Genomic DNA, 25,124 nt, shown 5'->3' on the forward strand with positions numbered 1-25,124 from the left:
GGTCAGCGCCCGTCCCCGTCGTGGTCGCCGATCACGTCGGGCGAGACCATCCGCTGGTCGGCGAACAGGTCCTGGTCGTCGACGCCGAAGCGGCGGACGTGCTCGGCGTCGTCCTCGCGCGGGGCCGCCTCGTTGAGGAACTTCGCCTCGCCGGGCTTCTGCTTCGGGCTGATCTGCTCCGACTTGCGCAGCGCGGCGGCCTCCTCCTCGGGCAGCTCGCCGACCGGCAGCGGCCGCACCGGTCCCTTCGCCGGCCCCTTCTCGCGTCGCTGACGCTCCTTGTCGCCGCTCAGCGCGCCACCGGCCGCGCCCGCGCCGATCGCCGCCGCGCCCGCGCCGATTTCGCCGGGGGTCGCGCCGGGCTTGACCGGGAACCCGCGTTCGGCCGTGAACTGGCCGGGCGGGAGCGGCGGCTGCGGCATCGAGCCCACCGTGCGGCCCTTGGCCAGCAGCCCGTCCGGGCCGCGGCCCGCCGAGCTGTCGAGGCCGCCTCCGCCGCCGGACGCGCCCCCGCCGCCGAGCGACTTGATGGGCGCGGTCGCCGGCGACGAGCCGGGCGGCAGCGAGCCGGGCGCCCCCGGCGGGACGAACTGCTCGCCGCCGGCTCCGACCGAGAGACCGGGCGAAAAGTGCGTCGAGTCGCCGGACGCCGTGCCGCGGCCCGGGGCGTTGACCCAGCCGGGCGCGGGCGTCGACGTCGGCGGCTTCACGCCCGCCGGAGTCGTCGACGAGGACGGCGTCGTGTGCTGGGCGGCCGGCGCGGTCACCGAGCCGGTCTGGCGCGGTGGCTGCGGGGCGGGCCGGGACGGCTGCTGCGCCGCGACGCCGTAGACCGGGGTCGGCGGGTCGGCGTGGACCGTGTGCGACACCGGTTGCACCACCGGCGGGTCGACGTGCACCGAGCGGACCTTGTCCGAAGCGGGTTTCACGCCGCCGTCCGGCGTCACCGCGACGGCGGCGCCCGCGACGTCCAGCACGCCCGGCGTGATCCCGGGCGCGGCCAGCTTCAGCGACTCGGGGTCGGACAGCGACTGCGTCGAGAGCAGGTTGGTGCCGCTTTCCTGCGCGTACTCGTTGAGTGCCTGCTTCGCCTGCTCCTTGGCGTCGTTCGCCGCCTCGACCTGACGCGCGTGGTCGGTCTCGAAGCCGATCAGGGACAGCAGCAGGCCGTCGGTGAGCGTGTAGCCGCCCGCGCCCTTCCGGACGGTCTCGGCGTCCGGCAGCTTGTACTTGGTGCGGTTGAAGGACTCGCCCTGCTCGAACACCATTTCGGCGGCGTGCGCGACCTTCGTCGTGGCGTCCTGGGAGAACCCGGCCTGCTCGGTGAGGACCTGGCTGGCCGCCCCGCCCGCCTGGCTCTGCCACTCGACGCCGAGCTTCAGCAGCTGCGCGCGCAGCGTCTGGTCGGTGTGGGCGAGGGCGGTCGCGACGGCCTTCAGCGCGTCGACGGCCGTGCCGATGCTGCCGGTGCCGTCGCCGTTGACCATCCGCGTGATCTGGTCGGCGATCGCGGTGTTGGTCCAGCCGTCGAACCGGTGGTTCTGGATGCCGGCCGCGAGCTCGGAGAATTCCACGCGCCCTCCCTAGTTGCGTGCTTTCAGGGTCTGCAACGCGATGTCGGCGGCGTGCACCGACATCTCGCACAGCTGCGGCTGCGTGAGCTTGCCGCGGGTGATGGCGAAGGTCTGGACGGCCAGCGTCTGGCCCCGCGCGACGCCGACGAGCGCCTCGCAGTCGGCGGGGTCGCCCGCCGCGCGGTAGTTCGTCAGCGCCGGGTAGCCGCCGATCGTCTTCGGCTCGGTGGTCATGCTGTTCTTCTTGCGGGCCCCGGTGATCCACTCCTCGAGGTCCGCCGTCACGGCCCGGACGTGGTAGGCGTGCACCGGCTCGGCGCCGTCGGCGTCGAACACGCACGTCGCCCCGTCCTCCGACGGGCCTTCGCGGGGCGTGCTGGTGATCTTCAGCGCGTCGAGCTGCACCTGCGGGAAGACCTCGCACAGGTTGACGCCCTGCAGCGGCAGGTCGGCCGGGCGCTGCGGCAGCTGGGCCGCCTTGGCGCTCTGCGACGCCGCGGTCGCGGCCGTCTCGACCGGGTACGGGGTGCCTTCGGTGCCCGCCGAGCAGCCGGCGAGCGCCGCCGTCGCGAGCACGCCCCCGGTGATCCGCAGCGTCCGGCTACGCACCGTGCTTCGCGCGGTCACCGAACACCGCCGCCTTCTCCTCGTCGCTGACCTTGTAGTCCTTCGCGGCGTCCCGCAGCTGCGAGACCAGGCGCTTCAGACCGGCGACGTACTCGCGGACCTGGCCCGCGTAGGAGCGGTCGCCGTCGGCGATGAGGGAGTTCCAGGCCTCGATGGACTGGGTGCTGATCACGTCGGCCGACGGCGCGTCGATCCGCAGCAGGCCGAGCTTGGTGAGCAGCTGGTCTTCGAGCGCGTTGGCCTGCTCTTCGACGATCCGGGCGACGTCGAGCAGCTTGTCCGGGTGGACCAGGACGTCCGCGGCGGCCGGAGCCACGGGGACGGCCGGGCTGAGGTCGTACGAGGGTCCTGACATGCTCTCCCCTGACGTCATGCGGACAGTGACCGGCCGACTTCCCGTCGAGGTTACCAACCCACGTGTAGCGATGGCCTGTGGTTGGACGAAGACCGGAGGCCGCCGGTTCCGCCCGTCAGGCGCGCTGTTTCGCCGGGGCGCCGACCTCGCCGTTCGCCGCCTTGAGGGCGATGTCCGTGCGGTGGTGCGAGCCCGCGAGGTGGACCTTCTCGACGGTCTCGTACGCGTGCTTGCGCGCCGACTTCAGCGTCTTGCCGGTGCCGACGACCGAGAGCACGCGGCCACCGGAGGAGACGACGGCGCCGTCGTCGCGGCGGCGGGTGCCCGCGTGCAGCACGCCCTCCAGCTCGGCGCCGCCGATGACGTCGCCGGTGCGCGGCTTGCCGGGGTAGCCGTCGGCGGCGATCACGACGGTGACCGCGGCGCCGCTCGCCCACTCCAGCGGCGGGTGCTCGGCGAGCTTGCCGGTGGCGGTGGCGTGCATCAGCCCGGCGATCGGGCTGCGCAGCAGGGCCAGCACGACCTGCGTCTCCGGGTCGCCGAAGCGGCAGTTGAACTCGATGACCTGCGGGCCGTCGGACGTCAGCGCGAGCCCGGCGTAGAGCAGGCCGGAGAACGGCGCGCCCCGGTTCACCAGCTCGTCGGCGACCGGCTGGACGACCCGCTCGACCAGCTCGTCGACCAGGTTTTCGGGCGCCCAGGGCAGCGGCGCGTAGGCACCCATGCCACCGGTGTTCGGGCCGGCGTCGTCGTCGCCGACGCGCTTGAAGTCCTGCGCCGGCAGCAGCGGGACGACCGTGTTGCCGTCGACGAAGCAGAACAGCGAGGCCTCCGGACCGTCCAAAAAGGACTCCAGGAGAACCGGGTGACCGCCGTCGAGCAGCATGATGGCGTGCTTGCGCGCGACGTCGTAGTCGGTCGTGACGACGACGCCCTTGCCGGCGGCGAGGCCGTCGTCCTTGACCACCCAGGTCGGGCCGAAGCGGGCGAGCGCGGCGTCGAGGCGGGCCGGGTTGTCGACCACCTCGCTGCGCGCGGTCGGCACGTTCGCGGCGGCCATGACGTCCTTCGCGAAGGCCTTCGACCCTTCGATCCGCGCGGCGGCGGCGGAGGGCCCGAAGCAGGCGATGCCGGCCTTGCGCACGGCATCGGCGACCCCGGCGACGAGCGGCACCTCGGGCCCGACGACGACGAGGTCGGCCTGCCAGCTCTTCGCGAGCGCGGCAACGCCCTCGGGATCGGCGGCGTCGACACCGAGCTGCTCGGCCACGGCGGCGGTCCCGGCGTTGCCGGGCGCACAGGCCAGCGCGGTGACCGCGGGGTCACCCGAGGCCGCGAGGACGAGGGCATGCTCACGGGCGCCGGAGCCGATTACCAGTACGCGCACGCAGCACAGCGTATCCGGCCGGGTTCGCGGAGGACATTTCGCCGTCGGTCGCGCCGTCGGTCGGCCCGGGCGAGGAGGCGGCCGACGGGCTTGTCCACAAGTCACCGCCGGTGTGGACAAGTCGGTCCCCGGCCCCGGCGATCCGGAAGTTCCGTCCGAGGGCGCCGATACGCTGGAAGCGGGGGTTCCCCCAGGGAGGGCGGGCTGCTGCGGGCGGGCCGCTGCGGCGGGCAGAGCTCCGGCAGGCAGGCCGCTGCGGCGGGCAGAGCTCCGGCAGGCAGGCCGCTGCGGCGGGCAGAGCTCCGGCAGGCAGGACTCCGGCAGGCAGGACTCCGGCAGGCAGCGCTCCAGCAGGCAGGAACCCCGCGCAAGCCGAGCCCCGCCAGCTGGGTCCCGCCAGCAGAGTCCCCGCGGGCAAGGTCCCCGGCGGGCAAGGTCCCCGGCGAAGTCTCGCGGCCAGGCCACTCCGCCGCCGGTGGCCGGCCCACCAGACGTCTTGAATGAGTCATTCAGGTCTTCGGAGGTCCTGAATGACTCATTCAAGACGTTGGCGGAACCGCGGCGGAGTGCGCCGGCGCGACTTGCCGGAGCCTCTGCCCGGGGAGGGCCGGGGGTGCCGTGCGGAGCAGGAGGCCGCGCGCGATTCACGGCCGCGAGCGCACCAGACGTCATGAAAGACCCCTTCATCGCACCAGGCGAAGCACCAGGTGAAGTGAACGAGTCGTTCACCACCCGAGCCGCGCGGGCACCCGAGTCGTGCGCCGGGCCACACCGGCGCGAGCAGGAGTCCACCCGGCGTTCACCGCCCGGTTCGCCCGGATACGCACTTCGGACGCTTGCGACATCAAGGGTGGCGCGAGTACATCCAGGGCACACCCTGCGTGAAAAGAGGTCACCAGATGAAGCGCAAACGTGTCGGCGTACTCGCACTCGCCGGACTGGCGTTGCTGAGCGTCACCGGGCTGGCCGTCGGGTCGGCGAGCGCGTCGGAAAGCGGGGGGTCCGCCGATGCGGCCGCGCACGGGCGGGGCCACGATGACCCCGTGATCGTCGGACACCGCGGTGCCCCCGGCTACCGGCCGGAGCACACCCTCGCCTCCTACGAGCTCGCCTACCGGATGGGCGTCAGCTACGTGGACGTCGACCTCGTGCCCACCAAGGACGGCCGGCTCGTCGCCCGGCACGAGCCCGAGATCGGCGGCACCACCGACGTCGCGAAGCACCCGGAGTTCGCCGACCGCAAGAAGACGCTCGTCATCGACGGCGTCTCGACCACCGGCTGGTTCACCCAGGACTTCACGCTCGCCGAGCTGAAGACGCTGCGCGCCGTCGAGCGGATCCCGCAGAACCGCCCGCACAACACGCTCTACAACGGCCGCTACCAGATCGCCACCTTCCAGGAGGTGCTCGACCTGACCAAGCGGCTCGGCACGGAGCTGCACCGGACGCTCGGCACCTACCCCGAGGTCAAGCACTCGACGTTCTTCGCCTCGATCGGCAACCCGACCGAGCCGAAGCTGGTGACGGCCCTCAAGCGCAACGGCCTCGACCGGCCGGACGCGCCCGCGATCATCCAGTCGTTCGAGGTCTCGAACCTGATCGAGCTGCACAAGCAGGTCCGGACGCCGCTGCTGCAGCTGACGTCGGCGACCGGCGCTCCGGCGGACTTCGTCGCGAAGGGCGACCCGCGGACGTACAAGGACATCGTGACGCCGCAGGGCCTGCGTGACATCGCGAAGTACGCGAAGTACCTCGGCCCGGAGAAGGGCCAGATCATCCCGCTGGACGCCGCCGGGAACCTGACCTCGCCGACCGCGCTCGTCGCCGACGCGCACAAGGCGGGCCTGAAGGTGCAGCCGTACACGTTCCGGAACGAAAACCCGTTCCTGCCGGCGAACCTGCGCTCGTCGGCCGAGCCGGACGCCTACGGGGACGTCTTCACCGAGGAGGCCGCGTTCCTCAAGGCCGGCGTCGACGGCTTCTTCGCCGACCAGCCGGACACCGCCCTCGAGTCGCTGCACGCGTTCCTGGGCCGGTAATCCCGTTGCCGCGAAGGGCGCTTCCGTGGACGCTGAGTCCGTGGAAGCGCCCTTTTCCGGTGTCATCCTGGTCAGCCGCGGCGACGAAACGCTGGTCGCCGAGGCGTCCGGCTACGCGCACATCGCCCATGGCATCGAAAACACCGTCGACACGCGGTTCGCGATCGCCAGCGGTACCAAGGGGTTCACGGCGCTGGTCGTCGTCGGCCTGGTCGCCGAGGGCCGCCTCGAACTCTCGACGAAAGCGCGTGATGTCCTCGGCGACGACCTGCCACTGATCGACGACCGCGTGACCGTCGAGCACCTGCTGACGCACACGTCCGGCATCGGCGACTACTGCGACGAAGACGGAGACCCGCCGCCCACGCCCCTGCTCGCCACGTCGGCCGACTACCTCGCCGCGCTCGACGGCTACCCGCAGAAGTTCCCGCCGGGCGAACGGTTCAACTACAACAACGGCGCCTTCGCCGTCCTGAGCCTGATCGCCGAACGGGTCGCGGGCATACCTTTCGCCGAACTCGTCCGGACCCGCGTGACCGAACCCGCCGGGATGGCCGACACCGCGTTCCTCCGCTCGGACGCGCTGCCCGCGCGAACGGCCACCGGCTACCTCGAAGACGGCCGCACCAACGTGTTCAGCCTGCCGGTGGTGGGCTTCGGCGACGGCGGCATCTACAGCTCCGCGCCCGATTTCCGGAAGTTCTGGCCCGCGTTCCTCGACGGCCGGATCGTCCCGCGCGAGTGGGTGGACCGGATGCTGCGCGGAGACGGCTACGGCCTCGGCTTCTTCCTGCCGCGGCCGGGCGTGGTGCGGCTGGAGGGCGGCGACCACGGCGTCACGTTCCGGAGCAACCACCAGCCGTCATCGGGCGTCACCGCGACGCTGATCTCGAACGACCACCGAGGTGGCGGGCCCCTGCTCAAGCAGCTGGACGAGTATTTGACGAAGGCTTGACACCCTTCGGGACCGGGGCTACCTTCGGCGAATTCAATGGTCTGGCCGCATACCTTTCAAGAGGTGCCCGATGGACGTTTCCGACCAGCAGACCACTCCCGACCACGCCGACGAAGACAGCGCGCGCCTGCACCAGCTCGGGTACGCGCAAGAGCTCAAACGGACGATGTCCGCGTTCTCCAACTTCGCCGTCTCGTTCACGATCATCTCGATCCTCTCCGGCTGCCTGACGCTCTACGGCTTCGGCATGAAGACCGGCGGGCCCGCCGCGATGATCTGGGGCTGGCCGCTGGTCGGGGTGTTCGTCATCCTGGTCGGCCTCGGCATGGCCGAGGTCTGCTCCAGCTACCCGACCGCGGGCGGCCTCTACTACTGGGCGGCGAAGCTGGCGCCGGACAAGTCCGGCCCGGTGTGGTCGTGGTTCACCGGCTGGTTCAACCTCATCGGGCAGATCGCGGTCACCGCCGGCATCGACTTCGGCGCGGCGCTGTTCCTCAACGCGTTCCTCGACCTGCAGTGGGGCTTCGCCGCGACGCCGGGGCACACGATCCTGCTACTCGCGATCATCCTCGTGGTGCACGGCCTGCTGAACACCTTCGGCGTCCGGATCGTCGCGATCCTCAACAACGTCAGCGTGTGGTGGCACCTCATCGGCGTGCTGGTGATCGTCGGCGTGCTGGTCTTCGTGCCCGCCAAGCACCAGGACGCGTCGTTCGTCTTCGGCAGCTTCGTGAACCAGACGGGCTGGGGCTCGACCTTCTACGTCTTCGCGCTGGGGTTGCTGGTCGCGCAGTACACGTTGACCGGCTACGACGCTTCGGCGCACATGACCGAGGAGACGAAGAGCGCGGCGACGGCCGGGCCGCGCGGCATCGTCATGTCGATCGTCGTCTCGCTCGTCGCGGGCTGGATCCTGCTGATCGGCCTGACGTTCGCGATCCAGGACTACGACGGCGCGGTCGGCTCGGCCACCGGCGTGCCGCCCGCGCAGATCTTCATCGACGCGACCGGCGCGGTCACCGGCAAGTTCCTGCTGCTGATCTGCATCGGCGCGCAGCTGTTCTGCGGGATGGCGTCGGTGACGGCGAACTCGCGGATGATCTACGCGTTCGCCCGCGACGGCGCGATCCCGGGATCGGGCTTCTGGCACAAGATCAACAAGCGCACGCAGACGCCGACCAACGCCGTCTGGCTCGCCGCGGGCGGCGCGCTGATCCTGGCGCTGCCGTACCTGTGGAGCGCGACGGCCTACGCGGCGGTGACGTCGATCGCCGTGGTCGGGCTGTACGTGGCGTACGTGATCCCGGTGTTCCTGCGCGTCCGCCGCGGCGACTCGTTCGAGCCGGGACCGTGGACGCTCGGCAAGTGGGGCAAGCCGGTCGGCATCATCGCGACGATCTGGGTCGTGCTGATCTTCTTCCTGTTCATGCTGCCGCAGGTGTCACCGGTGACGGTGGATTCGTTCAACTACACGCCGATCGCGTTCCTGGTCGTGCTCGGCGGCGCGGCCCTGTGGTGGGTGCTTTCGGCCCGCAAGTGGTTCACGGGCCCGAAGGTCCAGGGCTCGGCCGCCGAGCTCGCCGCGGTGGAACAGGAGCTCAAGGAACTCGGCTGACCCGGTCTGGCGCCGGTAGCCCGTCCGTCCTGCGTGGATGCGGCTACCGGCCTTCGGACGCCACGGACACGCCGACAGCATCCGTCAAGGGCGCGGCGCCACGAGCTGCGACGCCGTGAAGGAGGCCCTCACGGCCTTAGGGGATCGCGAGTACGAGATTCCGCGACCGGGGCGGGTTCGACGTCCGGCTCGCTCGTCGTCGCCGGGGAGCGGCGGCCGGGGCGGACCACCGTCACGGCCGCCGCTCCCAGGGCGCCGACGCCCGCGAACGCGTAGAAGCCCCACGGGTACGCGATTCCGGCCGTCAGCAGCGCGCCGCCGAGGAGCGGGCCGGAGATCGCGCCGATGCGGCCGATGCCGGCCGACCAGCCGAGGCCGGTCGCGCGGATCGCGTCCGGGTAGATCCGGCCGATGTACGCGTACACCAGCACCTGCGCGCTGAACACGAAGCAGCCGGTCAGGAACACCGCCGCGTACAGCCCGACGGCGGGCAGCTTCACGCTCAGCAAAGCCAAGAACACCGCGCCCGCGCAGAACCACACGATCGCCGACGGCCGGATGCCGACGCGGTCGGCCACGCGCCCCGCGACGAGCAGCCCGACGATGCCGCCGACGTTCAGCGTCAGCAGCAGGCTCAGCGCCGCGCCCAGCGGGTAACCGGCCTGGCGCATGATCTCCGGCAGCCAGGTGTTCAGCCCGTACACCAGCAGCAGCCCCATGAACGACGTCACCCAGAACGCGATCGTCGCGCGCAGCAGGCCGCCGCGGAACAGGCCGGCGACGGCGTGCCCGGCCGACCGCTCGGTCTCGCGGACCCGCTGGAACAACTCGGACTCCGGCAGGAACTTCAGCATCAGCGGGATCAGCACGACGGCGGGGAGCGCCCCGGCGACGAACATCGCGCGCCAGCCGAGCGGCGAGATCAGCACGATGCCCAGCAGCGCCGTCAGCACCGCGCCGACGTGGTAGCCGGTCATCACCGTGGTCGTCGCGCTGCCGGACTTGCCTTGGCGCGCGTACTCGGTGACGAGCGTGATGGCCGTCGGCAGGCAGCCGCCGAGGCCCAGGCCGGCGACGAACCGCAGCAGCCCGAAGACGAACGTCGAGGGCGCGAACGCGCACAGCAGCGTGCACAGCGAGAACAGCGCCACGGAGATGATCAGCGACTTCCGGCGGCCGATGACGTCGGTGATGGTGCCGATGGCCAGCCCGCCGAGCATCATCCCGGCCAGCCCGACCGTCGAGACGACCGACGCCACGGCGGGCGTCAGGCCCCAGACGTGGTCGCGCAGCAGCACGGGCAGCACGGTGCCGAGCACGACCAGGTCGAACCCGTCGAGCAGGACGGCGGTCCAGGCCAGGGGCACGACCCAGGAGCGGGTGCCAGGGGACATGGGGAACCTCCGGATGTGCGTCGGTGCACGTGATCCGCACAGGTGTGCGGATTGCGCACAAGTATGCACCGGGGGTACGACACAAACCAGCTCACTTCCACTGGGCGGAAGCCAAGCGCGGGCCTGCTACCTGCGGGAAGATCACGCGAGTGGAAATCCTGACGCTGATGGGCGTGCTCGCGGGCTCACTCGCCCTGACCGCGCTCGCGCGGCGCTACAACCTGTCGGCGCCGCTGCTCGTGGTGGTCGTCGCGCTCGGGGTCGCGCTGATCCCGGGCGTCCCGCGGTTCGAGCTGGAACCCGAGCTGGTGCTCACCGTCGTGCTGCCGCCGCTGCTCTATTCGACGTCACTGGAAAGCTCGCTGTCGCACTTCAAGAACAGCCTGCGGCCGATCGTGGCGCTCGGCGTGGTGCTGGTCGCGGTGACCGCGGTGGTCGTCGCCTTCGTCGTGCACCTGCTGCTGCCGGACGTGCCGTTCGCGTCGGCGCTGGTCCTCGGCGCGGTGGTGGCGCCGCCGGACGCGGTGACGGCGGTGGCGATCGGGCGCAAGCTCGGCCTGCCGCGGCGGCTGATGACCGTGCTGACCGGGGAAAGCCTGGTGAACGACGCCGCCGCGCTGACGCTCTACAAGGTCGCGCTCGCCGCGGTCGCGGGCACGGCGGGCTCGGCGGGGCACGGGTTCGCGGTGTTCGGCGTGGCGACGGTGCTCGGCATCGCGGTCGGCCTGGCGATCGGCGCGGCCGTCGTGCTGGTGCGGCGCCTGCTCGACGACCCGCTGATGGAGTCGGCGTTCGGGATCATCGTGCCGTTCGGCGCGTACGTCACCGCGGAGCACCTGCACCCGTTCGGGGCGGAGTTCAGCGGGTCCGGCGTCCTGGCGGTCGTCGCGGCCGGCCTCTACCTGGGGGCGCGCTCGCTGTACGCGTCCCCGGCGACGCGCATGCAGGACAGATCGGTGTGGGCGTCCATCGACGTCCTGCTGGAGGCGCTGGTGTTCGCGCTGATGGGGCTGCAGCTGCCGTTCGTGCTCGACGGCGCCCAGCACGCGGCCCGCGACAACGGGACGCTCGTGCTCGTCGCGGTGGTCGTGCTGCTCGTGACGATGGCGGTGCGGATCCCGGCGGTGTTCGTCTTCGCGTACCTGCCGCGCGCGATGCGGCTGTTCGGCCGCGGGCGCGAAGCCCCGTCGTGGCGGTCGCTGGCGGTGCTGTCGTGGACGGGCATGCGCGGCGTCGTCACGCTGGCCGCGGCGGCCGGTGTCCCCGCCGGAACGCCGGGACGCGAGGAGATCCAGCTGTTCGCGTACGTGGTGGCGATCGGGACGGTGCTGATCCAGGGGCTGACGCTGCCGCCGTTGATCCGGGTGCTGAAGGTGCAGGACCCGTCGGAAGCGTCACGCGACGAGGCGGAGGAGCTGGCCGCGCGAGAGGTCGCGAAGAAGGCGGCGCACGACCGGCTGCGCGAGATCAGCCGCGAGCGGCTGGCGTCGCTGGACCTGCCGCCCGAAAAGGTCCAGCAGCTCAAGGACCGGCTGCAACGGCTGGTGGACACGCGCTACCGGTTCGCCGAAGCCACGATCAAGCTGTCGGGCGAGGACCGTCCCGGCACCCCGCAGGCCCAGTTCGCGAAGGCCCGCAAGGAGCTGCTGATCATCCAGCGCAAGGCGATGATCGAGGAGAACCGGGCCGGCCGCCTCGACGACGACGTCCTGCAGAAGGTGTTGCGCGAACTGGACCTCGAGGAAATGTCCGTGACGGCGACCCTCACGAACCGATTGAGCTGATGACCTCCCAGGTCCGCCGGCGTTCGGTGCTCGACCGGATGCCGGTCTGGGAGACGAGGACATCGGTGACGCCGGCGTCGTAGTAGCGCTGGAGGCCTGCTACGACGGTTTTTTCGTCGCCGATGATGGCGAGGTCGGCCGCGTGGTCGACGCCTTCGACGTCGAGGATCCGCCGGTAGGAGGGAATCTGGCCGTAGAAGGACATCTGTTCGACGGCTTTCGCCCGGACTTCGTCGGGTTCATCGGTGACGATGGCGGGAACGGCGGCGATGATCCGCTTGCCGGCCATGGCCGGCACGATCTGTTCGGAAAGCGCTCTCGGACCGGCGAGGAAGGGCAGGGTGCCGTCGGCGAGCTCGGCGGTGACTTTCAGCGCCTGCGGCCCCATGGCGGCGACGATGATCGGGATATCGCCGCCTCCGGCCACAGTGGACGGTCCCAGGGGTTTCGCCGTGACCGTCTCGCCCTCGAAGTCGACGGCTTCCCCGGCGAAGACCTGCTTCAGGACAGTGAGGTACTCGCGGAGGTGCCGGATGGGCGGCGGGTAGCCGAGGCCGTAGACGGGCCCGAGGAAGCCTCTCGAGCCGAGCCCGATGCCGAGGGTGAAGTTCCCGTGGGCGGCGGCTTGCGCGGTCTGCGCGGCACTGGCGACGAGCAGCGGATGCCGGGGGTAGGTCGGGACGACGGAGGTACCGACCTCGAGACCGGGGTTTTCCCGCCCGGCCAGCGCGGCGACGGCAATGGCGTCCTGGCTGAGGGGCAGCTGCGAGAACCAGACGGACTTCAGGCCGGCCTCGGCGGCTTGCCGGGCCTGGGCGAGCAGCTCGTCGACGAGGTTGGGCGCGGCGCCGGTGTCGCCGGCGGGAAGCGTGACTCCGATGGTCATGAACCCAAGCTAGCGAGGCCCGCCACCGCTTTCCGGCTTCCCAGGAATTGAGAACCCGCGCGCCTCCCGCGAGATTCGCCCACCCTGTGGTGATCACCGATCACCGAGGAGCACCCATGTCGCTGACCGACGTCATCGAAGGCACCCGCAAGGCCGTCGACGCTGACCCGCACAACGCCGCCGTCTCCTTCTCCGTCTCCAACACCCTCAAGACCGGTACCAAGACCGAAGTCCACGTCAACGTCCGGGACCACAGCTTCACCGTCGACGAGCCGCCCGCGCTCGGGGGCACCGACCAGGCCGCCAACCCCGTCGAATACGCCCTCGCCGCGCTCGGCTCCTGCCAGGTCATCACCTATCAGTTCTGGGCAGCCAAGCGCGGCATTCCGCTCGACTCCGTCAAGGTCACCGTCGACGGCGACCTCGACCTGCACGGCTTCTTCGGCTTCTCCTTCAACACCCGCCCCGGCTTCGGGGACGTGCGCGTGTCCGTCGAGCTCGAAGGCCCCGCGAGCCGGGAGCGCTACGAAGACCTCAAGCGCGAGGTCGACGAGCACTGCCCGGTGCTCGACCTCTTCCGCAACGAGACGCCGGTCAGCACCAAGCTGACTTAGACGACAGCGTCTTATACAAACGTGTGCCGGACGATCGTCTGGTCCCGGCCCGGGCCCACGCCGATCGCCGAAATCCGGGCACCCGACAGCTCTTCCAGGCGCTCGACGTACGCGCGCGCGTTCGCCGGGAGCTCCTCGAACGTGCGGCACGCCGAGATGTCCTCGAACCAGCCCGGGTGCTCTTCGTAGATCGGGATCGCGTGGTGCACGTCGGTCTGGGTCATCGGCATGTCCGGCGTGCGGAAGCCGTCGACCTCGTACCCGACGCACACCGGGACCTTCTCCAGCCCGGACAGCACGTCCAGCTTCGTGAGGAAGTAGTCGGTGATGCCGTTGACGCGCACCGCGTAGCGCGCGATCACCGCGTCGAACCAGCCCGTGCGGCGCGAGCGGCCCGTCGTCACGCCGAATTCGCCGCCCTGCTTGCGCAGGTACTCGCCCGACTCGTCGTGCAGCTCGGTCGGGAACGGGCCCGAGCCGACGCGGGTCGTGTACGCCTTGAGGATGCCGAGGACCGTCGTGATCCGGCCCGGGCCGATGCCCGACCCCGCGCTCGCGCCGCCGGACGTCGGGTTCGACGACGTCACGAACGGGTACGTGCCGTGGTCGACGTCGAGCAGCGTGCCCTGCGACCCCTCCAGCAGCACCGTTTCGCCGCGCTCGAGGGCCTGGTTGAGCTGCAGCCGCGTGTCCGCGATGCGGTGCGCGAACTTCTCGCCGGCCGCCAGTACCTCGTCGGCGACCTCGTTCGCGTCGAGCGCCTTGCGGTTGTAGACCTTCACGAGCACCTGGTTCTTGAACTCCAGCGCGGCTTCGACCTTCTGGCGGAAGATCTTCTCGTCGAGCAGGTCCTGCACGCGGACGCCGACGCGGGCGATCTTGTCCTGGTAGCACGGGCCGATGCCGCGGCCGGTGGTGCCGATCTTGCGGCTGCCGAGGTACCGCTCGGTGACTTTGTCGATGGCCACGTGGTACGGCATGATCAAGTGCGCGTCGGCCGAGATCAGCAGCTTGGACGTGTCGACGTCCCGCGCTTCGAGGCCGGAGAGCTCGTCGAGCAGCACACCCGGGTCGACCACCACGCCGTTGCCGATGACGTTCGTCACGCCCGGCGTCAGGATGCCCGAAGGGATGAGGTGCAGGGCGAAGTTCTCGCCGTTCGGCAGGACGACCGTGTGACCGGCGTTGTTGCCACCCTGGTAGCGGACGACCCACTGGACGCGGTCACCCATCAGGTCGGTGGCCTTGCCCTTGCCTTCGTCTCCCCATTGGGCACCGATGAGCACGATGGCCGGCATGTGACACTCCAGGTGTTCGACGACTGAGGTTTAGTGTCCCGGACGGACACCGGTGGCGCTGAGGAAATGCCGGTGCATGACTGTAACGGAGGACCTGCGGGTGCGCGGAATCGTGGTGGCCTGTGGCGACGGCGCGGCCGGCTTCGAAGAAGTCGACGACGTCGAATCCGTCCGGGTGCCCAGCCGTCCCGGCAAGGCGGAAATCGACCCCTTGCTGGGCGAACACGATCACCTGGTCGTGTCGGGCACGGACGCGGACCTCGCCGCGGTCGTGCTGCGCCTGCTGCGGAAGGACGCGCTTTCCGGCGTGTCGGTCGGGTACGTGCCGTCGTCGCCGGACTCGTCGGTCGCCGCGCTCTGGGGGCTGCCGAAGACGCCGCTGCAGGCCGTCGCGCTCGCGCTGCGCGGCGAGGTCGACCCGGTGCCGCTGATCCGCGACGACGTCGGTGGCGTGCTCGTCGGGCGCGGCGAGCTGCGGCTGGTCCGCGGGGTGGCCTACGCCGACGAGCAGGTGGCGCTGCGCGGGCCCGCGTCCTCGGTGGAGGTGACGCCGGACCCGGGCGGGCCCGGCCTGGCGATCCGCGTCGTGAAGGGGACCATCTTCAAGCGGCCGACGACGTTCTACGCGCGCGCGTTCCAGATCGGGTGCATCCCGACGCGGCCCGTCAGCGACGACGTGGTCCACGAGCGCGCGGTGACCAAGTGGACCTGGTACCGGCACACCCAAGACCTTCGGCTGGTCCGCGGACCGGCCTGACCTGCTAGTTTCACGGTTGAGTGAGCTGTCGGCAACGCAGCGTTCACCAACGGGCAGCAACATGTCACCTATACGTGTTGCACTCGCCACTCCGGTGTATCAGGGTTAGCTGTCCCCACACCTGAACCGGAGGCAGCAAAATGCCAACCAGGCGTGCTGTTCGTCATTCGTTCACCATTCTCGCGGCCACCGCCGTGCTCTCCGGGACGCTGGTCAGCGTCGCCGAGGCCACCCCGCCGGGCATCCCGTCGGCGACCACGGCGAAGAGCGAGCTCGCGTCCCTGACCGTCAAGGCCGACGGTTCGCAGACCGGCTACAGCCGGGACAAGTTCCCGCACTGGATCGACCAGGGCAACAGCTGCAACACCCGCGAAGTGGTGCTCAAGCGGGACGGCACGAACGTGGTCACCGACTCCGCCTGCGCGGCGACCTCCGGCACCTGGAAGAGCCCGTACGACGGCGAGACCTGGACCGCGGCGTCCGATGTGGACATCGACCACGTCGTGCCGCTGGCCGACGCGTGGCGCACCGGCGCGTCGTCGTGGACGACCGCGCAGCGCCAGGCGTACGCGAACGACCTGTCCGACCCGCAGCTGATCGCCGTGACGGACAACGTCAACCAGGAGAAGGGCGACAAGTCGCCCGACCAGTGGAAGCCGCCGCTCACGAGCTACTGGTGCACCTACGCGAAGATGTGGGTCGCGGTGAAGTACAAGTTCAAGCTGACGATCAACACCGCGGAGAAGTCCGCGTTGACGGACATGCTCGGCCGCTGCTGAAAGCTGTCAAGGCCGAATCGTCGCGGTGTCAGAGTTTGAGATCGCGGTTCGCCTGGTGGGACGGCCTTCAGTGCGTGGTTAGCGTCGCTGGTTGAAGACGCAACCGCTCCCCGCTGGAGGCCGTCCGGTGTCCCCACTCTTCCGCGCCCGCAACGCCGCGGCCCTGCTCGCCCTGCCCGTGCTGCTGACCGCCTGCTCCGCCGCGGGCACCGAACAAGCCGCCGACGCCGGCCCGCCGAAGGCCGGTGGCACGCTGCGCCTGGGCATCTCGTCCGCGCCCGACTGCATCGACCCGCAGCAGGTCGCCACGAACGCGTCGATCAACGTCGCGCGCCAGCTCGTCGATTCGCTCACCGACCAGGACCCGAAGACCGGCGAGATCAAGCCGTGGCTCGCCGAAAAGTGGGAGAGCAACGCCGATTCGACGGCGTTCACCTTCCACCTGCGCTCCGGCGCGACCTTCTCCGACGGCAGCCCGGTCGACGCCGCCGCGGTCAAGACCAGCTTCGACGGCATCAAGGCCCTCGGCACCAAGGCCCAGCTCGGCTACGGCTACCTCGCCGCGTACAAGGCGTCGGCAGTCGTCGACCCGCAGACCGTGCGCCTCGAGTTCTCCGCGCCCAGCGCCCAGTTCCTGCAGGCCAGCTCGACGGTCTCGCTCGGCGTCCTCGCGCCCGCGGCGTTCCGGAAGACGCCGGAGCAGCGCTGCCAGGGCGCCGGCCTGATCGGCTCCGGGCCGTTCGTTTTCGAGAGCCTGAAGCAGAACCAGGAGATCGTCCTGGCCAAGCGCAAGGGTTACGCCTGGGGTTCGTCGCTGTTCAAGCACCAGGGCGAGGCCTACCTCGACAAGATCGACTACAAGATCGTGCCCGAGCCCGGCGTCCGCACCGGCAGCCTCGCCTCCGGCCAGCTCGACGCCGCCACCGACATCCAGCCGGTCGACGAGCCGCAGTTCAAGGGCAACGGCTTCAGCGAGAACATTCGGCCGAACCCCGGCGTCGTGTTCAACCTGCACGCCAACACCACCCGCGGCGTGCTCACCGACGAAAAGGTGCGCCAGGCCGTGCTCAAGGGTGTCGACCGCGCCGAAGTCGTGAACACCGTGCTGACGCCGAGCTACAAGGCCGCCACGAGCATCCTCGGCTCGGCGACGCCGCTGGTCAGCGATCTCTCGCAGCAGCTCGCGTACGACCAGAAGGGCGCGGCCGCGCTGCTGGACGGCGACGGCTGGGCGCCCGGCCCCGACGGGATCCGGGTCAAGAACGGCCAGAAACTGAGCGCGTCCGTCGTGTTCTCACCGGTGTTCAACCAGAACCGCAGCGTGCTGGAGCTGATCCAGCAGCAGCTCCGCAAGATCGGCTTCGACCTGCGGATCGAGCAGCACACGACGGCCGAGACCACGCAGATCCAGCTGGCCGGCAACTACGACTTCCTCTGGTACAACGTCACCCGCGCCGACCCGGACATCCTGCGCGGCCAGTTCTCCACCAAGGCCGGCAACCGCAGCAAGCTGACGCCGGGCAACCCGCTCGACGTCGCACTCGACGCGCAGTCGTCCACTGTGGACAACGCCAAGCGCAAGCCGTCCGCCGACGAGGCGCAGAAGCTCATCATCGACCACGCCTACGCGGTGCCGGTGTTCGAGCTGACCCAGGTCGTCGCGCTCGGCTCGAAGGCGCACGCCGTCGACTTCGAAGCGTCGTCACGGCTGCAGCTGTTCGACGCGTGGCTGTCGTGAGGCGTTACCTCCTCCGCCGCGTCGGGCAGGCGGTGTTCGTGCTGTGGGCGGCGTTCACGCTGTCGTTCCTGATCCTCTACCTGCTGCCGGGTGACGCCGTTTCGGCGAAGCTCGCCACCGGCGAGGCGGGTTCGTCGGCGACGCCCGAGCAGCTCGCCGCCGCCCGCGCGGAGTACGGCCTCGACTCGCCGTTGCCGGTCCAGTACCTGAAACGGCTGGTCTCGGCCCTGCACGGCGACTTCGGGCGCAGCATCGCGACCGGCGACGACGCGTCGCACATGGTCGTCACGGCGTTGCCGCCGACGCTCGCCGTGACCGGGCTGGCGCTCGTGTTCGCGGTGCTGTTCGGCGGCGGGTCGGCGTTCCTCGGCACGTTCACGCGGTTCCGCTGGCTGCGGCAGGCTTTGCTTTCCCTGCCGTCGCTGGCGATCTCGCTGCCGCCGTTCTGGGTCGGGCTGCTGCTGATCCAGTTCTTCTCGTTCCGCCTGCGGCTGCTGCCGGCGCTCGGCACGCAGGGCTTCGAGACGATCATCCTGCCCGCGATCACCCTGGCCCTGCCGACCGGCGCGATCATCGGGCAGGTGCTGGCCAAGAGCCTGGCGACGCAGCAGGAGGAGCCGTACGCGGAGATCGCCGCGGCCAAGGGCGCGAGCCGCTGGCGCGTCCACTTCGGACACCTGCTGCGCAACGCCGCCGTGCCGACGCTGACCATTGCCGGTGTGGTGGCGGGCAACCTCGTCGCGGGGTCGGTGATCACCGAGACGGTGTTCTCGCGCGACGGCGTCGGCCGGATCACCGCGGCCGCCGTCACCGCGCAGGACGTCCCGGTCGTGCAGGCGGTGATCGTGCTGGCCGCGCTGGTGTTCGTCGTGCTCAACCTGGTCGTCGACCTGCTGTACCCGCTGCTCGACCCACGCATCGCCCGGACGCCGGAGGTGGCACGTGGTTGACCTCGCCGCCCCGGCTCGCGTGGTGCGCCGCCCGGGTCTCGTGCTCGCGATCGCCGTACTGGCGTTCGTGCTGCTCGCAGCCTTCGTGCCGGGGCTGCTGACCGGCTACGACCCGATCACCGGCGTCCCGGTCGAACGGCTGCAAGGGCCATCGCTGCAGCACTTGTTCGGCACCGACGAGACCGGCCGTGACGTCTACGCGCGCGTGATCCACGGCGCGTCGCTCTCGCTGCGGGCGACCGCGATCGCCGTGCTCGTGGCGCTCGTCGCGGGCTCGGCGCTCGGCCTGCTCGCCGGCTTCCGCGGTGGCTGGGCGGACACGGTGATCATGCGGGTCGTCGACGTCTTCCTCGCCATCCCGCCGATCCTGCTGTCGCTGGCCCTGGTCACGGCGCTGGGCTTCGGCACGACGAACGTCGCGATCGCCGTCGGAATCGCGAACCTGGCGTCCTTCGCGCGAGTTATGCGCGCGGAGGTGCTTCGCGTGCGAAACGGCGTGTTCGTCGAAGCGGCACGGGCCTCCGGAGTGCGCTGGTCGGGTGTGCTGCTGCGGCACGTCCTGCCGAACGCGGCGGGCCCGGTGCTCGCGCTGGCGACCTTGACCCTCGGCACGGCGGTGCTCGAGGTGTCGGCGCTGAGCTTCCTCGGCTTCGGCGCGACGCCGCCGACGCCGGAGTGGGGCTCGCTCGTCGCGGGCGGGCGCAGCTTCCTGGCCACCGCGTGGTGGATGACGACGTTCCCGGGGCTGACGGTCGCGGCGGTGGTGCTCGCCGCGAACCGGCTGTCCCGCGCGCTGGACGGAGGAGACCGATGAGCCTGCTGCGGATTTCGGACCTGGCCGTGTCGTACCAGGGGGTGCCGGCCGTCCGTGACGTCGGGTTCGACGTCGGCGCGGGCGAAGTGGTCGCCGTCGTCGGCGAATCGGGTTCGGGCAAGTCGACGACCGCGCACGCGGCGATCGGCCTGCTCCCGCGCGGCGGCCGCGTCGACGGCGGCTCGATCACCTTCGACGGCCGGGACCTGCTCAAGCTGTCGTCCCGGCAGTGGCGTTCGGTGCGCGGGCGCGAGATCGCGCTGGTCCCGCAGGACCCGGCGGTGTCGCTGAACCCGGTGCACCGGATCGGCGACCAGGTCGCGGAGGTCCTGAAGATCCACGGCCTCGCGGACCGGCGGTCGGCGTCCCTGGAAGCGATTTCCTTGCTGGAGCGCGCGGGTGTCCCCTCGCCGGAGCTGCGAGCGCGGCAGTACCCGCACCAGTTGTCGGGCGGGTTGCGCCAGCGGGTGCTGATCGCGTCGGCGCTGGCCGGGCGGCCGAAGCTGATCATCGCGGACGAGCCGACGTCGGCGCTGGACGTCACGGTCCAGCGGCGCATCCTCGACCACCTGACGTCGCTGGCCGCCGAGTCGGGGACGGCGATCCTGCTGATCACGCACGACCTCGGCGTCGCGGCGGATCGGGCGTCGCGGATCGTGGTGCTGTCGCAGGGGTCGGTGGTCGAGGAGGGTTCGTCGGTGGTGAGCGCGCCGACGCACCCGTACACGCGGCAGCTGATCGCGGCGGCGCCGAGCTTGTCGAGCACGCTGCGTCCGCCCGTACCGGTGGCCTCGCCGCTCGTGTCCGTGCGGGACCTCGCGAAGTCGTTCGACGGGATCCGCGCCGTCGACGGGGTCTCGTTCGACATCCCCCGCGGCCAGACGCTGGCGTTGGTGGGCGAGTCGGGCTCGGGCAAGTCGACGACGGCCCGGCTGCTGCTGCGGTTGGAGACGCCGTCGTCCGGATCGGTGTCGTTCGACGGCCAGGACATCACTGGTTTGTCGGGCGAGGAGCTGCGCCGGCTGCGGCGGCGGATGCAAATCGTGTACCAGAACCCGTACGCGTCGCTGAACCCGAAGTTTTCGGTCGAGGACGTGGTGGCGGAGCCGCTGCGGGCGTTCAAGCTGCCGCGCAACCGGGTGCCGGAGCTGCTCGACCAGGTGGCGCTGCCGGCGTCGGTGGCGCGCCGCAAGCCGGCGGAGCTGTCGGGTGGCCAGCGCCAGCGGGTGGCGATCGCCCGTGCGCTGGCGTTGCGGCCGGATCTCGTGGTGTGCGACGAACCGGTGTCGGCGTTGGATGTTTCGGTGCAGGCGCAGATCTTGGCGTTGCTGGCGGAGTTGCAGTCGTCGCTGGGGTTGTCGTACCTGTTCATCTCGCATGACTTGGCGGTGGTGCGGCAGCTGGCGGACCAGGTGGGGGTGATGCGGGAGGGCAAGCTGGTGGAGCTGGGACCGGTGGCGCAGGTTTTGGAGGAGCCCCGGGCGGAGTACACGAAGGAGCTGCTGGCCGCGATTCCCGGGCGGTCGGTCCAGGAGGTCGGCTGAGACAGAAACCGGACAGGATCGACGGTGAGTGCTTTTCCCACTGCACCGAGCGACGTATGGTCTGGACCATGCGGAGGATCGGCGTGGCCTTCGTGGCCTTGGTGCTGATGATTTCGGGTGCGGTGCCGGCTTCGGCCGCCGCCGGGCGCAGGGTTGTCGTCTACTACCAGACCATCTACAACGGCTCCACCTACGTCTCGCCGCTCCCGCTGCGCGACGCCGGGGCCACGGACGTCATCGTCGGGGCCATCCACCTCGACGCCAACAGCGTCGTCCACCTCAACGACGATCCGCCCAACGCCGCCAAGTTCACGCGGATGTGGCAGGACCTCGCCACCCTGCGCGGCCAGGGCGTGCACGTCCTCGCCTTCGTCGGCGGGGCCGCCGCGGGCAGCTTCCAGCGGCTCGAAACCCAGTTCGACACCTACTACCCGGTGCTGCGGAACCTCATCCGCACCTACTCCCTCTCCGGCATCGACCTGGACATCGAAGAGCACATGTCGAACGCCGCCCTCAACAAGGTGATCGACGCCCTGCGCGCGGACTTCGGCAGTTCGTTCCTGATCACCCTCGCCCCGGTCGCCACCGAACTCAGCGGCGGCGGCGGGCTCTCCGGCCTCAGCTACGACACCCTCTACCGCGACCGCGGCGCGCAGATCTCCTGGTTCAACGCGCAGTTCTACTGCGGCTGGGGCTCCCTGAGCAGTACCTCCGGCTACGACAACATCATCCGCCGCGGCGTCGTGCCCGCGAGCAAGGTCGTCGCCGGGACCGTCACCAACCCCGCCAACTGCAGTGGATACGTGGACATGTCGACCCTCCAGTCGACCGTGCGGAGCCTCAAGGGCAAGTACGCGGACTTCGGCGGCATCGACGGCTGGGAGTACTTCAACTCCCTGCCCGGCGGGACGTCGGCGCCGCAGCAGTGGGCGCAGCAAATCGCTCCGGTCGTCAAGGGCTGAGCAGTACGCTCGGGTGGTGCGCATCCTCTTCACGTGCCGCCCGGCCTACGGCCACCTGTTCCCCTTGCTACCGCTGGCGAACGCGGCGAAAGCGGCCGGCCACGACGTCGTCTTCGGCACCGGTGAGGCGTTCGTGCCCAAGGTGCGTGACCTCGGGTTCGACGTCCACCGCGCCGGGATCGGCATCGGCGAGGCGGAGGCCGAAGCCAAGAAGCGGCACGGCGAGGACGCCGGGTTCATGGACGTCGGCATCACGATGTTCGCCGAGCTGCTGCCGCAGTCGCTGCTCGAAGAGCTGACGCCGCTGCTCCCCGAACTCCGTCCCGACCTGGTCGTCTACGAGATGAGCGACGTCGGCGCCGGGATCGCGGCCCGCCGCGCCGGGATCCCCGCTGTCGCCGTCGTGATCGGGCGGTCGATGCCGCCGGAGCTCCTGGCCGTCGCCACCGAACGGCTGCGGCCGCTCTGGGGCACGCTCCCCTCGGACGCACTCTTCGGCGACGCCTGCGTCGACGTCTGGCCGGACAGCGTCCGCGACCCGGGCACCGCGGCCGTCCCGAAGGTGTTCCGGATGCGCCCGACGCCGTACGACCCCGACGTCCCGCTGCCGCCCCTGCCGGAAGACGGCTTCGCCTACCTGACGCTCGGCACGGTGGTCTACGGCGCGACCGACGTCCTGCGCGGCGCCATCCGCGCGTTGACGAAGCTCGACGTCGACGTCCTGGTCGCGCTCGGCCCCGGCGATCCCAGCTTGCTCGGCGACCTCCCGGAGCGGGTGCGGGTGGCTGGGTTCGTGCCGCAGGCCGCGGTGCTGGCGCACGCGGGGCTGGTGGTGCACCACGGCGGCACCGGCACGGTGCTCGCCTCGCTGGCGGCGGGACTGCCGCAGCTGATCCTGCCGCAGGGCGCCGACCAGTTCGCCAACGCCGAGACGCTCTCGGCGCTGGGCGTGGCGAAGGCCCTGGTGGGCGACGAGGTCCGGATTCCGGCGATCGAGGCGGCGGCCCGCGAGCTGCTCACCGACCCGAAACCCCGCGACATCGCCCGGGGCATCGCGGCCGAGATCGCGGAAATGCCGCCGGTCGAGCAGGTCCTGGCCGAGGTGGTCGCCTGGGCCTCGTGAGTGGGAAACCGTGTTCTAACCCTGTTTCCCGCGCACGAGGGCCAGGATCTCGCGCGCCACGGCGTCGTTCTGGCGGAAGCTCGACGCGTTCGTGCGGGGGCGGGTGAACGCCGCCGCCGAGCGGGCGCTCGTGTGCGGGCCCACCGCGAACCGGTGCGGGTGCGGGCGGCCCGTGCCGTCGAGCAGGCGGGAGTCCGACACGCGCGTGTGGATCCGGCCCGACGGCAGCAATGCGCCGGTCACCGGGTCCGCCACCGTCTCCTCGGCCAGTTCGCCCGCGTCACGCAGCTGCCGGAGCAGGCCGTCGGCCGCGCGCGTGACGCTCGGGCCCGGGAGCCGCGCCTCGACGAGCGTCCGCGCCGAAACCGTCCCCGGGTAGCTGGCGGTGGTCGCGACGAACGCGCCGCCGTCCGTCGTCACCTGCATTTCGGCGCCGGCGAAGGAAACCACGCCGGCCTCGTGCAGCGCCAGCAGCTCCTCCAACCGGCGCGGTGGCGGCCCGCTGGCGTAGTACGAAAAGAAGCCGTGAAACCAGCCGTCCATATCGGACACTTGCGATGACGCGACGAGCCGTCCTTTTTGGACCAGCGCCGGCAGCTGGCCGTACACCGACAGCAACGCCATGAACGCGCCGAGGTCGGCGCTGAACTCCTGGTCGGCCCGGCGCGCGAGGTCGGCTTCGACGTATTCGCGCAGCTCCTTGCCGAACTCCTCCGCCGTGCCGAACTCGCGGCCGTGCAGGGGCCGGTCCAGCCGGTCGAGGTCGAGGCGGTCGGCCTCGGCGGGCACCGCGCGCGCCACGAGGTCGCGCATGCCCGGCGAATCCCACGGCAGGTCGGCGAACGCGTCGGCGAACACCGCGAAGTCCAGCCGCACGCGGTCGGGGTGCCCGGTGAACAGCTCGCTGTAGTAGCCCCAGGCCAGTTCCTTCGCGATCAGCGGCCAGACGTCCGCGCGGAAGTCGAGCGCCGCGCCGGCGAGGCTGTCCATCGCGTAGGCGTCGAAGAACCTGGGCAGCCGCAACGGTTTCCCGCGCAGCCGGTAGCCGATCTTCGCGTGGTAGGGCACTCCGCGCCGCGAGCCGACGTGCAGCACCGGCTCGGCGCCGCTCGGGTGGTAGCGCAGGCCACCGGACGACAGCTCTTCGAAGCGGCCGCCGCGGCCCTCGGTGAGCAGCAGCATCAGGTCGACGAACGCCAGCCCGAACCCGCGCACCAGCACGGTTTCGCCCGGCGCGATGCCGGAGTAGTCGACGTCGGCGGTGTAGCCGGCCGGGTAGTAGGCGAGGCCGTGCCGCGCGGCGAATTCGACGAGTTCGCGCTCGCGCTCGTCCGGCTCGGCGTCGAGGTGCCCGACGGTGAAGACGACGGCGTCCGCTCGCACGGTCGTGCCGTCGGACAGGCTGACGTCGTAGCCGTCGACCCCGACCGCGCGCGCCGCGTGCTCGACGACGTCGATGCCTTCGGGCAGGTCGGCGAGGACCGTGCGGTAGACCCAGGTCAGGTAGGCGCTCTGCAGCCGCCGGGTCGGGAAGTCGAAACTGTCGAGGGCGGTCAGCTCGGCGACGACGTCGGGCGGGACTTCGGCGTCGAGCGCGCCGTCACGCACCTTTCGCGCCCATTCCAGCAGCGTCGGCCCCGGCCGGACCGGGCCCGCCATCTTCACCGACTCGTCGGTGAACATCGTGACGTCTTCGGGCATGGAGTTCATCCGCAGCAGCGGCGACTGGTCGTACCGCCACACGCGGCCGGGCCCGGGCGGGAACGGGTCGATCAGGTGCACCTCGAGCCGCCGGTCGCGCGGCAGGCCCGCGTTCGCGCCGAGCCGCTCGAGGACGCCGACCCCCCGGGGTCCGGCGCCCACGACAGCGAGGGTGAACGGCGCACGATCGGCCACCCGACCGAAGCTACGCGTGGGATCCGGCGCGGG

21 protein-coding genes are annotated in these 25,124 nt (G+C 70.9%); 13 read left to right on the forward strand and 8 right to left on the reverse strand.

All coding sequences use genetic code 11. The features are described 5' to 3' along the window. Window positions 1-2: 2 nt before the first annotated feature. The 4 genes from ACERZO_RS25510 to purD form a co-directional block, all read right to left on the reverse strand. On the reverse strand, window positions 3-1,574 hold the full coding sequence (locus ACERZO_RS25510) for a hypothetical protein (RefSeq protein ID WP_372667293.1): 1,572 nt from the start codon (window positions 1,572-1,574) through the stop codon (window positions 3-5). A gap of 9 nt (window positions 1,575-1,583) precedes the next feature. Continuing rightward, a complete protein-coding gene (locus ACERZO_RS25515; protein WP_372667881.1) occupies window positions 1,584-2,150 on the reverse strand; it encodes a DUF3558 domain-containing protein in 567 nt (188 codons plus the stop codon). A gap of 25 nt (window positions 2,151-2,175) precedes the next feature. Next, window positions 2,176-2,556 (reverse strand): hypothetical protein, encoded by a 381-nt coding sequence (locus tag ACERZO_RS25520; RefSeq protein WP_372667294.1) that lies wholly within the window; start codon window positions 2,554-2,556, stop codon window positions 2,176-2,178. A gap of 115 nt (window positions 2,557-2,671) precedes the next feature. Beyond that, window positions 2,672-3,943, reverse strand: coding sequence for a phosphoribosylamine--glycine ligase (purD, locus tag ACERZO_RS25525; protein WP_372667295.1), 1,272 nt, complete (start codon window positions 3,941-3,943; stop codon window positions 2,672-2,674). Window positions 3,944-4,842: 899 nt separating this feature from the next. Between purD and ACERZO_RS25530 the strand changes: the two genes are divergently transcribed. The 3 genes from ACERZO_RS25530 (at window position 4,843) to ACERZO_RS25540 (ending at window position 8,552) form a co-directional block, all read left to right on the forward strand. Further along, window positions 4,843-5,982 carry a glycerophosphodiester phosphodiesterase gene (locus tag ACERZO_RS25530; protein ID WP_372667296.1) on the forward strand — a complete coding sequence of 380 codons (1,140 nt, stop codon included), beginning with the start codon at window positions 4,843-4,845 and terminating at the stop codon, window positions 5,980-5,982. Between the two features lie 25 nt (window positions 5,983-6,007). After that, window positions 6,008-6,937 carry a serine hydrolase domain-containing protein gene (locus tag ACERZO_RS25535; RefSeq protein WP_372667297.1) on the forward strand — a complete coding sequence of 310 codons (930 nt, stop codon included), beginning with the start codon at window positions 6,008-6,010 and terminating at the stop codon, window positions 6,935-6,937. A gap of 70 nt (window positions 6,938-7,007) precedes the next feature. Next, window positions 7,008-8,552, forward strand: coding sequence for an amino acid permease (locus ACERZO_RS25540; RefSeq protein WP_372667298.1), 1,545 nt, complete (start codon window positions 7,008-7,010; stop codon window positions 8,550-8,552). 128 nt (window positions 8,553-8,680) lie between these two features. Here the strand turns inward: ACERZO_RS25540 and ACERZO_RS25545 are convergent, their stop codons facing one another. Next, the gene (locus tag ACERZO_RS25545; RefSeq protein WP_372667299.1) at window positions 8,681-9,946 is read right to left on the reverse strand and encodes an MFS transporter; all 1,266 of its coding nucleotides are present in this window, start codon (window positions 9,944-9,946) and stop codon (window positions 8,681-8,683) included. A 149-nt stretch (window positions 9,947-10,095) separates the two neighbouring features. Between ACERZO_RS25545 and ACERZO_RS25550 the strand changes: the two genes are divergently transcribed. Then, window positions 10,096-11,730 (forward strand): Na+/H+ antiporter, encoded by a 1,635-nt coding sequence (locus ACERZO_RS25550; RefSeq protein WP_372667300.1) that lies wholly within the window; start codon window positions 10,096-10,098, stop codon window positions 11,728-11,730. Here the strand turns inward: ACERZO_RS25550 and ACERZO_RS25555 are convergent. After that, window positions 11,711-12,616: a TIGR03564 family F420-dependent LLM class oxidoreductase gene (locus ACERZO_RS25555; protein WP_372667301.1), complete on the reverse strand. Its 906-nt coding sequence runs from the start codon at window positions 12,614-12,616 to the stop codon at window positions 11,711-11,713. The genes ACERZO_RS25550 and ACERZO_RS25555 overlap by 20 nt on opposite strands. Before the next feature lie 116 nt (window positions 12,617-12,732). Between ACERZO_RS25555 and ACERZO_RS25560 the strand changes: the two genes are divergently transcribed. After that, window positions 12,733-13,230 (forward strand): OsmC family protein, encoded by a 498-nt coding sequence (locus tag ACERZO_RS25560; RefSeq protein ID WP_372667302.1) that lies wholly within the window; start codon window positions 12,733-12,735, stop codon window positions 13,228-13,230. Between the two features lie 11 nt (window positions 13,231-13,241). Here ACERZO_RS25560 and ACERZO_RS25565 read toward each other — a convergent pair whose 3' ends face one another. After that, window positions 13,242-14,528, reverse strand: coding sequence for an adenylosuccinate synthase (locus tag ACERZO_RS25565; RefSeq protein WP_372667303.1), 1,287 nt, complete (start codon window positions 14,526-14,528; stop codon window positions 13,242-13,244). Window positions 14,529-14,604: 76 nt separating this feature from the next. Between ACERZO_RS25565 and ACERZO_RS25570 the strand changes: the two genes are divergently transcribed. From ACERZO_RS25570 to ACERZO_RS25605, 8 genes are all read left to right on the forward strand, one after another. Next, complete coding sequence (locus ACERZO_RS25570; RefSeq protein WP_372667304.1) at window positions 14,605-15,285, forward strand: hypothetical protein; 681 nt, start codon at window positions 14,605-14,607, stop codon at window positions 15,283-15,285. 140 nt (window positions 15,286-15,425) lie between these two features. Further along, window positions 15,426-16,064, forward strand: coding sequence for an HNH endonuclease family protein (locus ACERZO_RS25575; protein ID WP_372667305.1), 639 nt, complete (start codon window positions 15,426-15,428; stop codon window positions 16,062-16,064). A 127-nt stretch (window positions 16,065-16,191) separates the two neighbouring features. Further along, on the forward strand, window positions 16,192-17,802 hold the full coding sequence (locus tag ACERZO_RS25580; protein WP_372667306.1) for an ABC transporter substrate-binding protein: 1,611 nt from the start codon (window positions 16,192-16,194) through the stop codon (window positions 17,800-17,802). Beyond that, window positions 17,799-18,752: an ABC transporter permease gene (locus ACERZO_RS25585; protein ID WP_372667307.1), complete on the forward strand. Its 954-nt coding sequence runs from the start codon at window positions 17,799-17,801 to the stop codon at window positions 18,750-18,752. Before ACERZO_RS25580 ends, ACERZO_RS25585 begins: the two co-directional genes overlap by 4 nt. Further along, complete coding sequence (locus ACERZO_RS25590) at window positions 18,745-19,566, forward strand: ABC transporter permease (RefSeq protein WP_372667308.1); 822 nt, start codon at window positions 18,745-18,747, stop codon at window positions 19,564-19,566. Before ACERZO_RS25585 ends, ACERZO_RS25590 begins: the two co-directional genes overlap by 8 nt. Continuing rightward, window positions 19,563-21,110: a dipeptide ABC transporter ATP-binding protein gene (locus tag ACERZO_RS25595; RefSeq protein ID WP_372667309.1), complete on the forward strand. Its 1,548-nt coding sequence runs from the start codon at window positions 19,563-19,565 to the stop codon at window positions 21,108-21,110. The genes ACERZO_RS25590 and ACERZO_RS25595 overlap by 4 nt, the downstream gene beginning before the upstream one ends. Window positions 21,111-21,178: 68 nt before the next feature. Next, the gene (locus ACERZO_RS25600; protein ID WP_372667310.1) at window positions 21,179-22,072 is read left to right on the forward strand and encodes a glycosyl hydrolase family 18 protein; all 894 of its coding nucleotides are present in this window, start codon (window positions 21,179-21,181) and stop codon (window positions 22,070-22,072) included. 16 nt (window positions 22,073-22,088) lie between these two features. Beyond that, the gene (locus ACERZO_RS25605) at window positions 22,089-23,195 is read left to right on the forward strand and encodes a glycosyltransferase (protein WP_372667311.1); all 1,107 of its coding nucleotides are present in this window, start codon (window positions 22,089-22,091) and stop codon (window positions 23,193-23,195) included. 15 nt (window positions 23,196-23,210) lie between these two features. On the opposite strand, the gene ACERZO_RS25610 is transcribed toward ACERZO_RS25605, so the two are convergent. Further along, the gene (locus ACERZO_RS25610; RefSeq protein WP_372667312.1) at window positions 23,211-25,091 is read right to left on the reverse strand and encodes an FAD/NAD(P)-binding protein; all 1,881 of its coding nucleotides are present in this window, start codon (window positions 25,089-25,091) and stop codon (window positions 23,211-23,213) included. Window positions 25,092-25,124 lie beyond the last annotated feature (33 nt).

Source organism: Amycolatopsis kentuckyensis (assembly GCF_041679295.1).
GTDB lineage: Bacteria > Actinomycetota > Actinomycetes > Mycobacteriales > Pseudonocardiaceae > Amycolatopsis > Amycolatopsis kentuckyensis_A.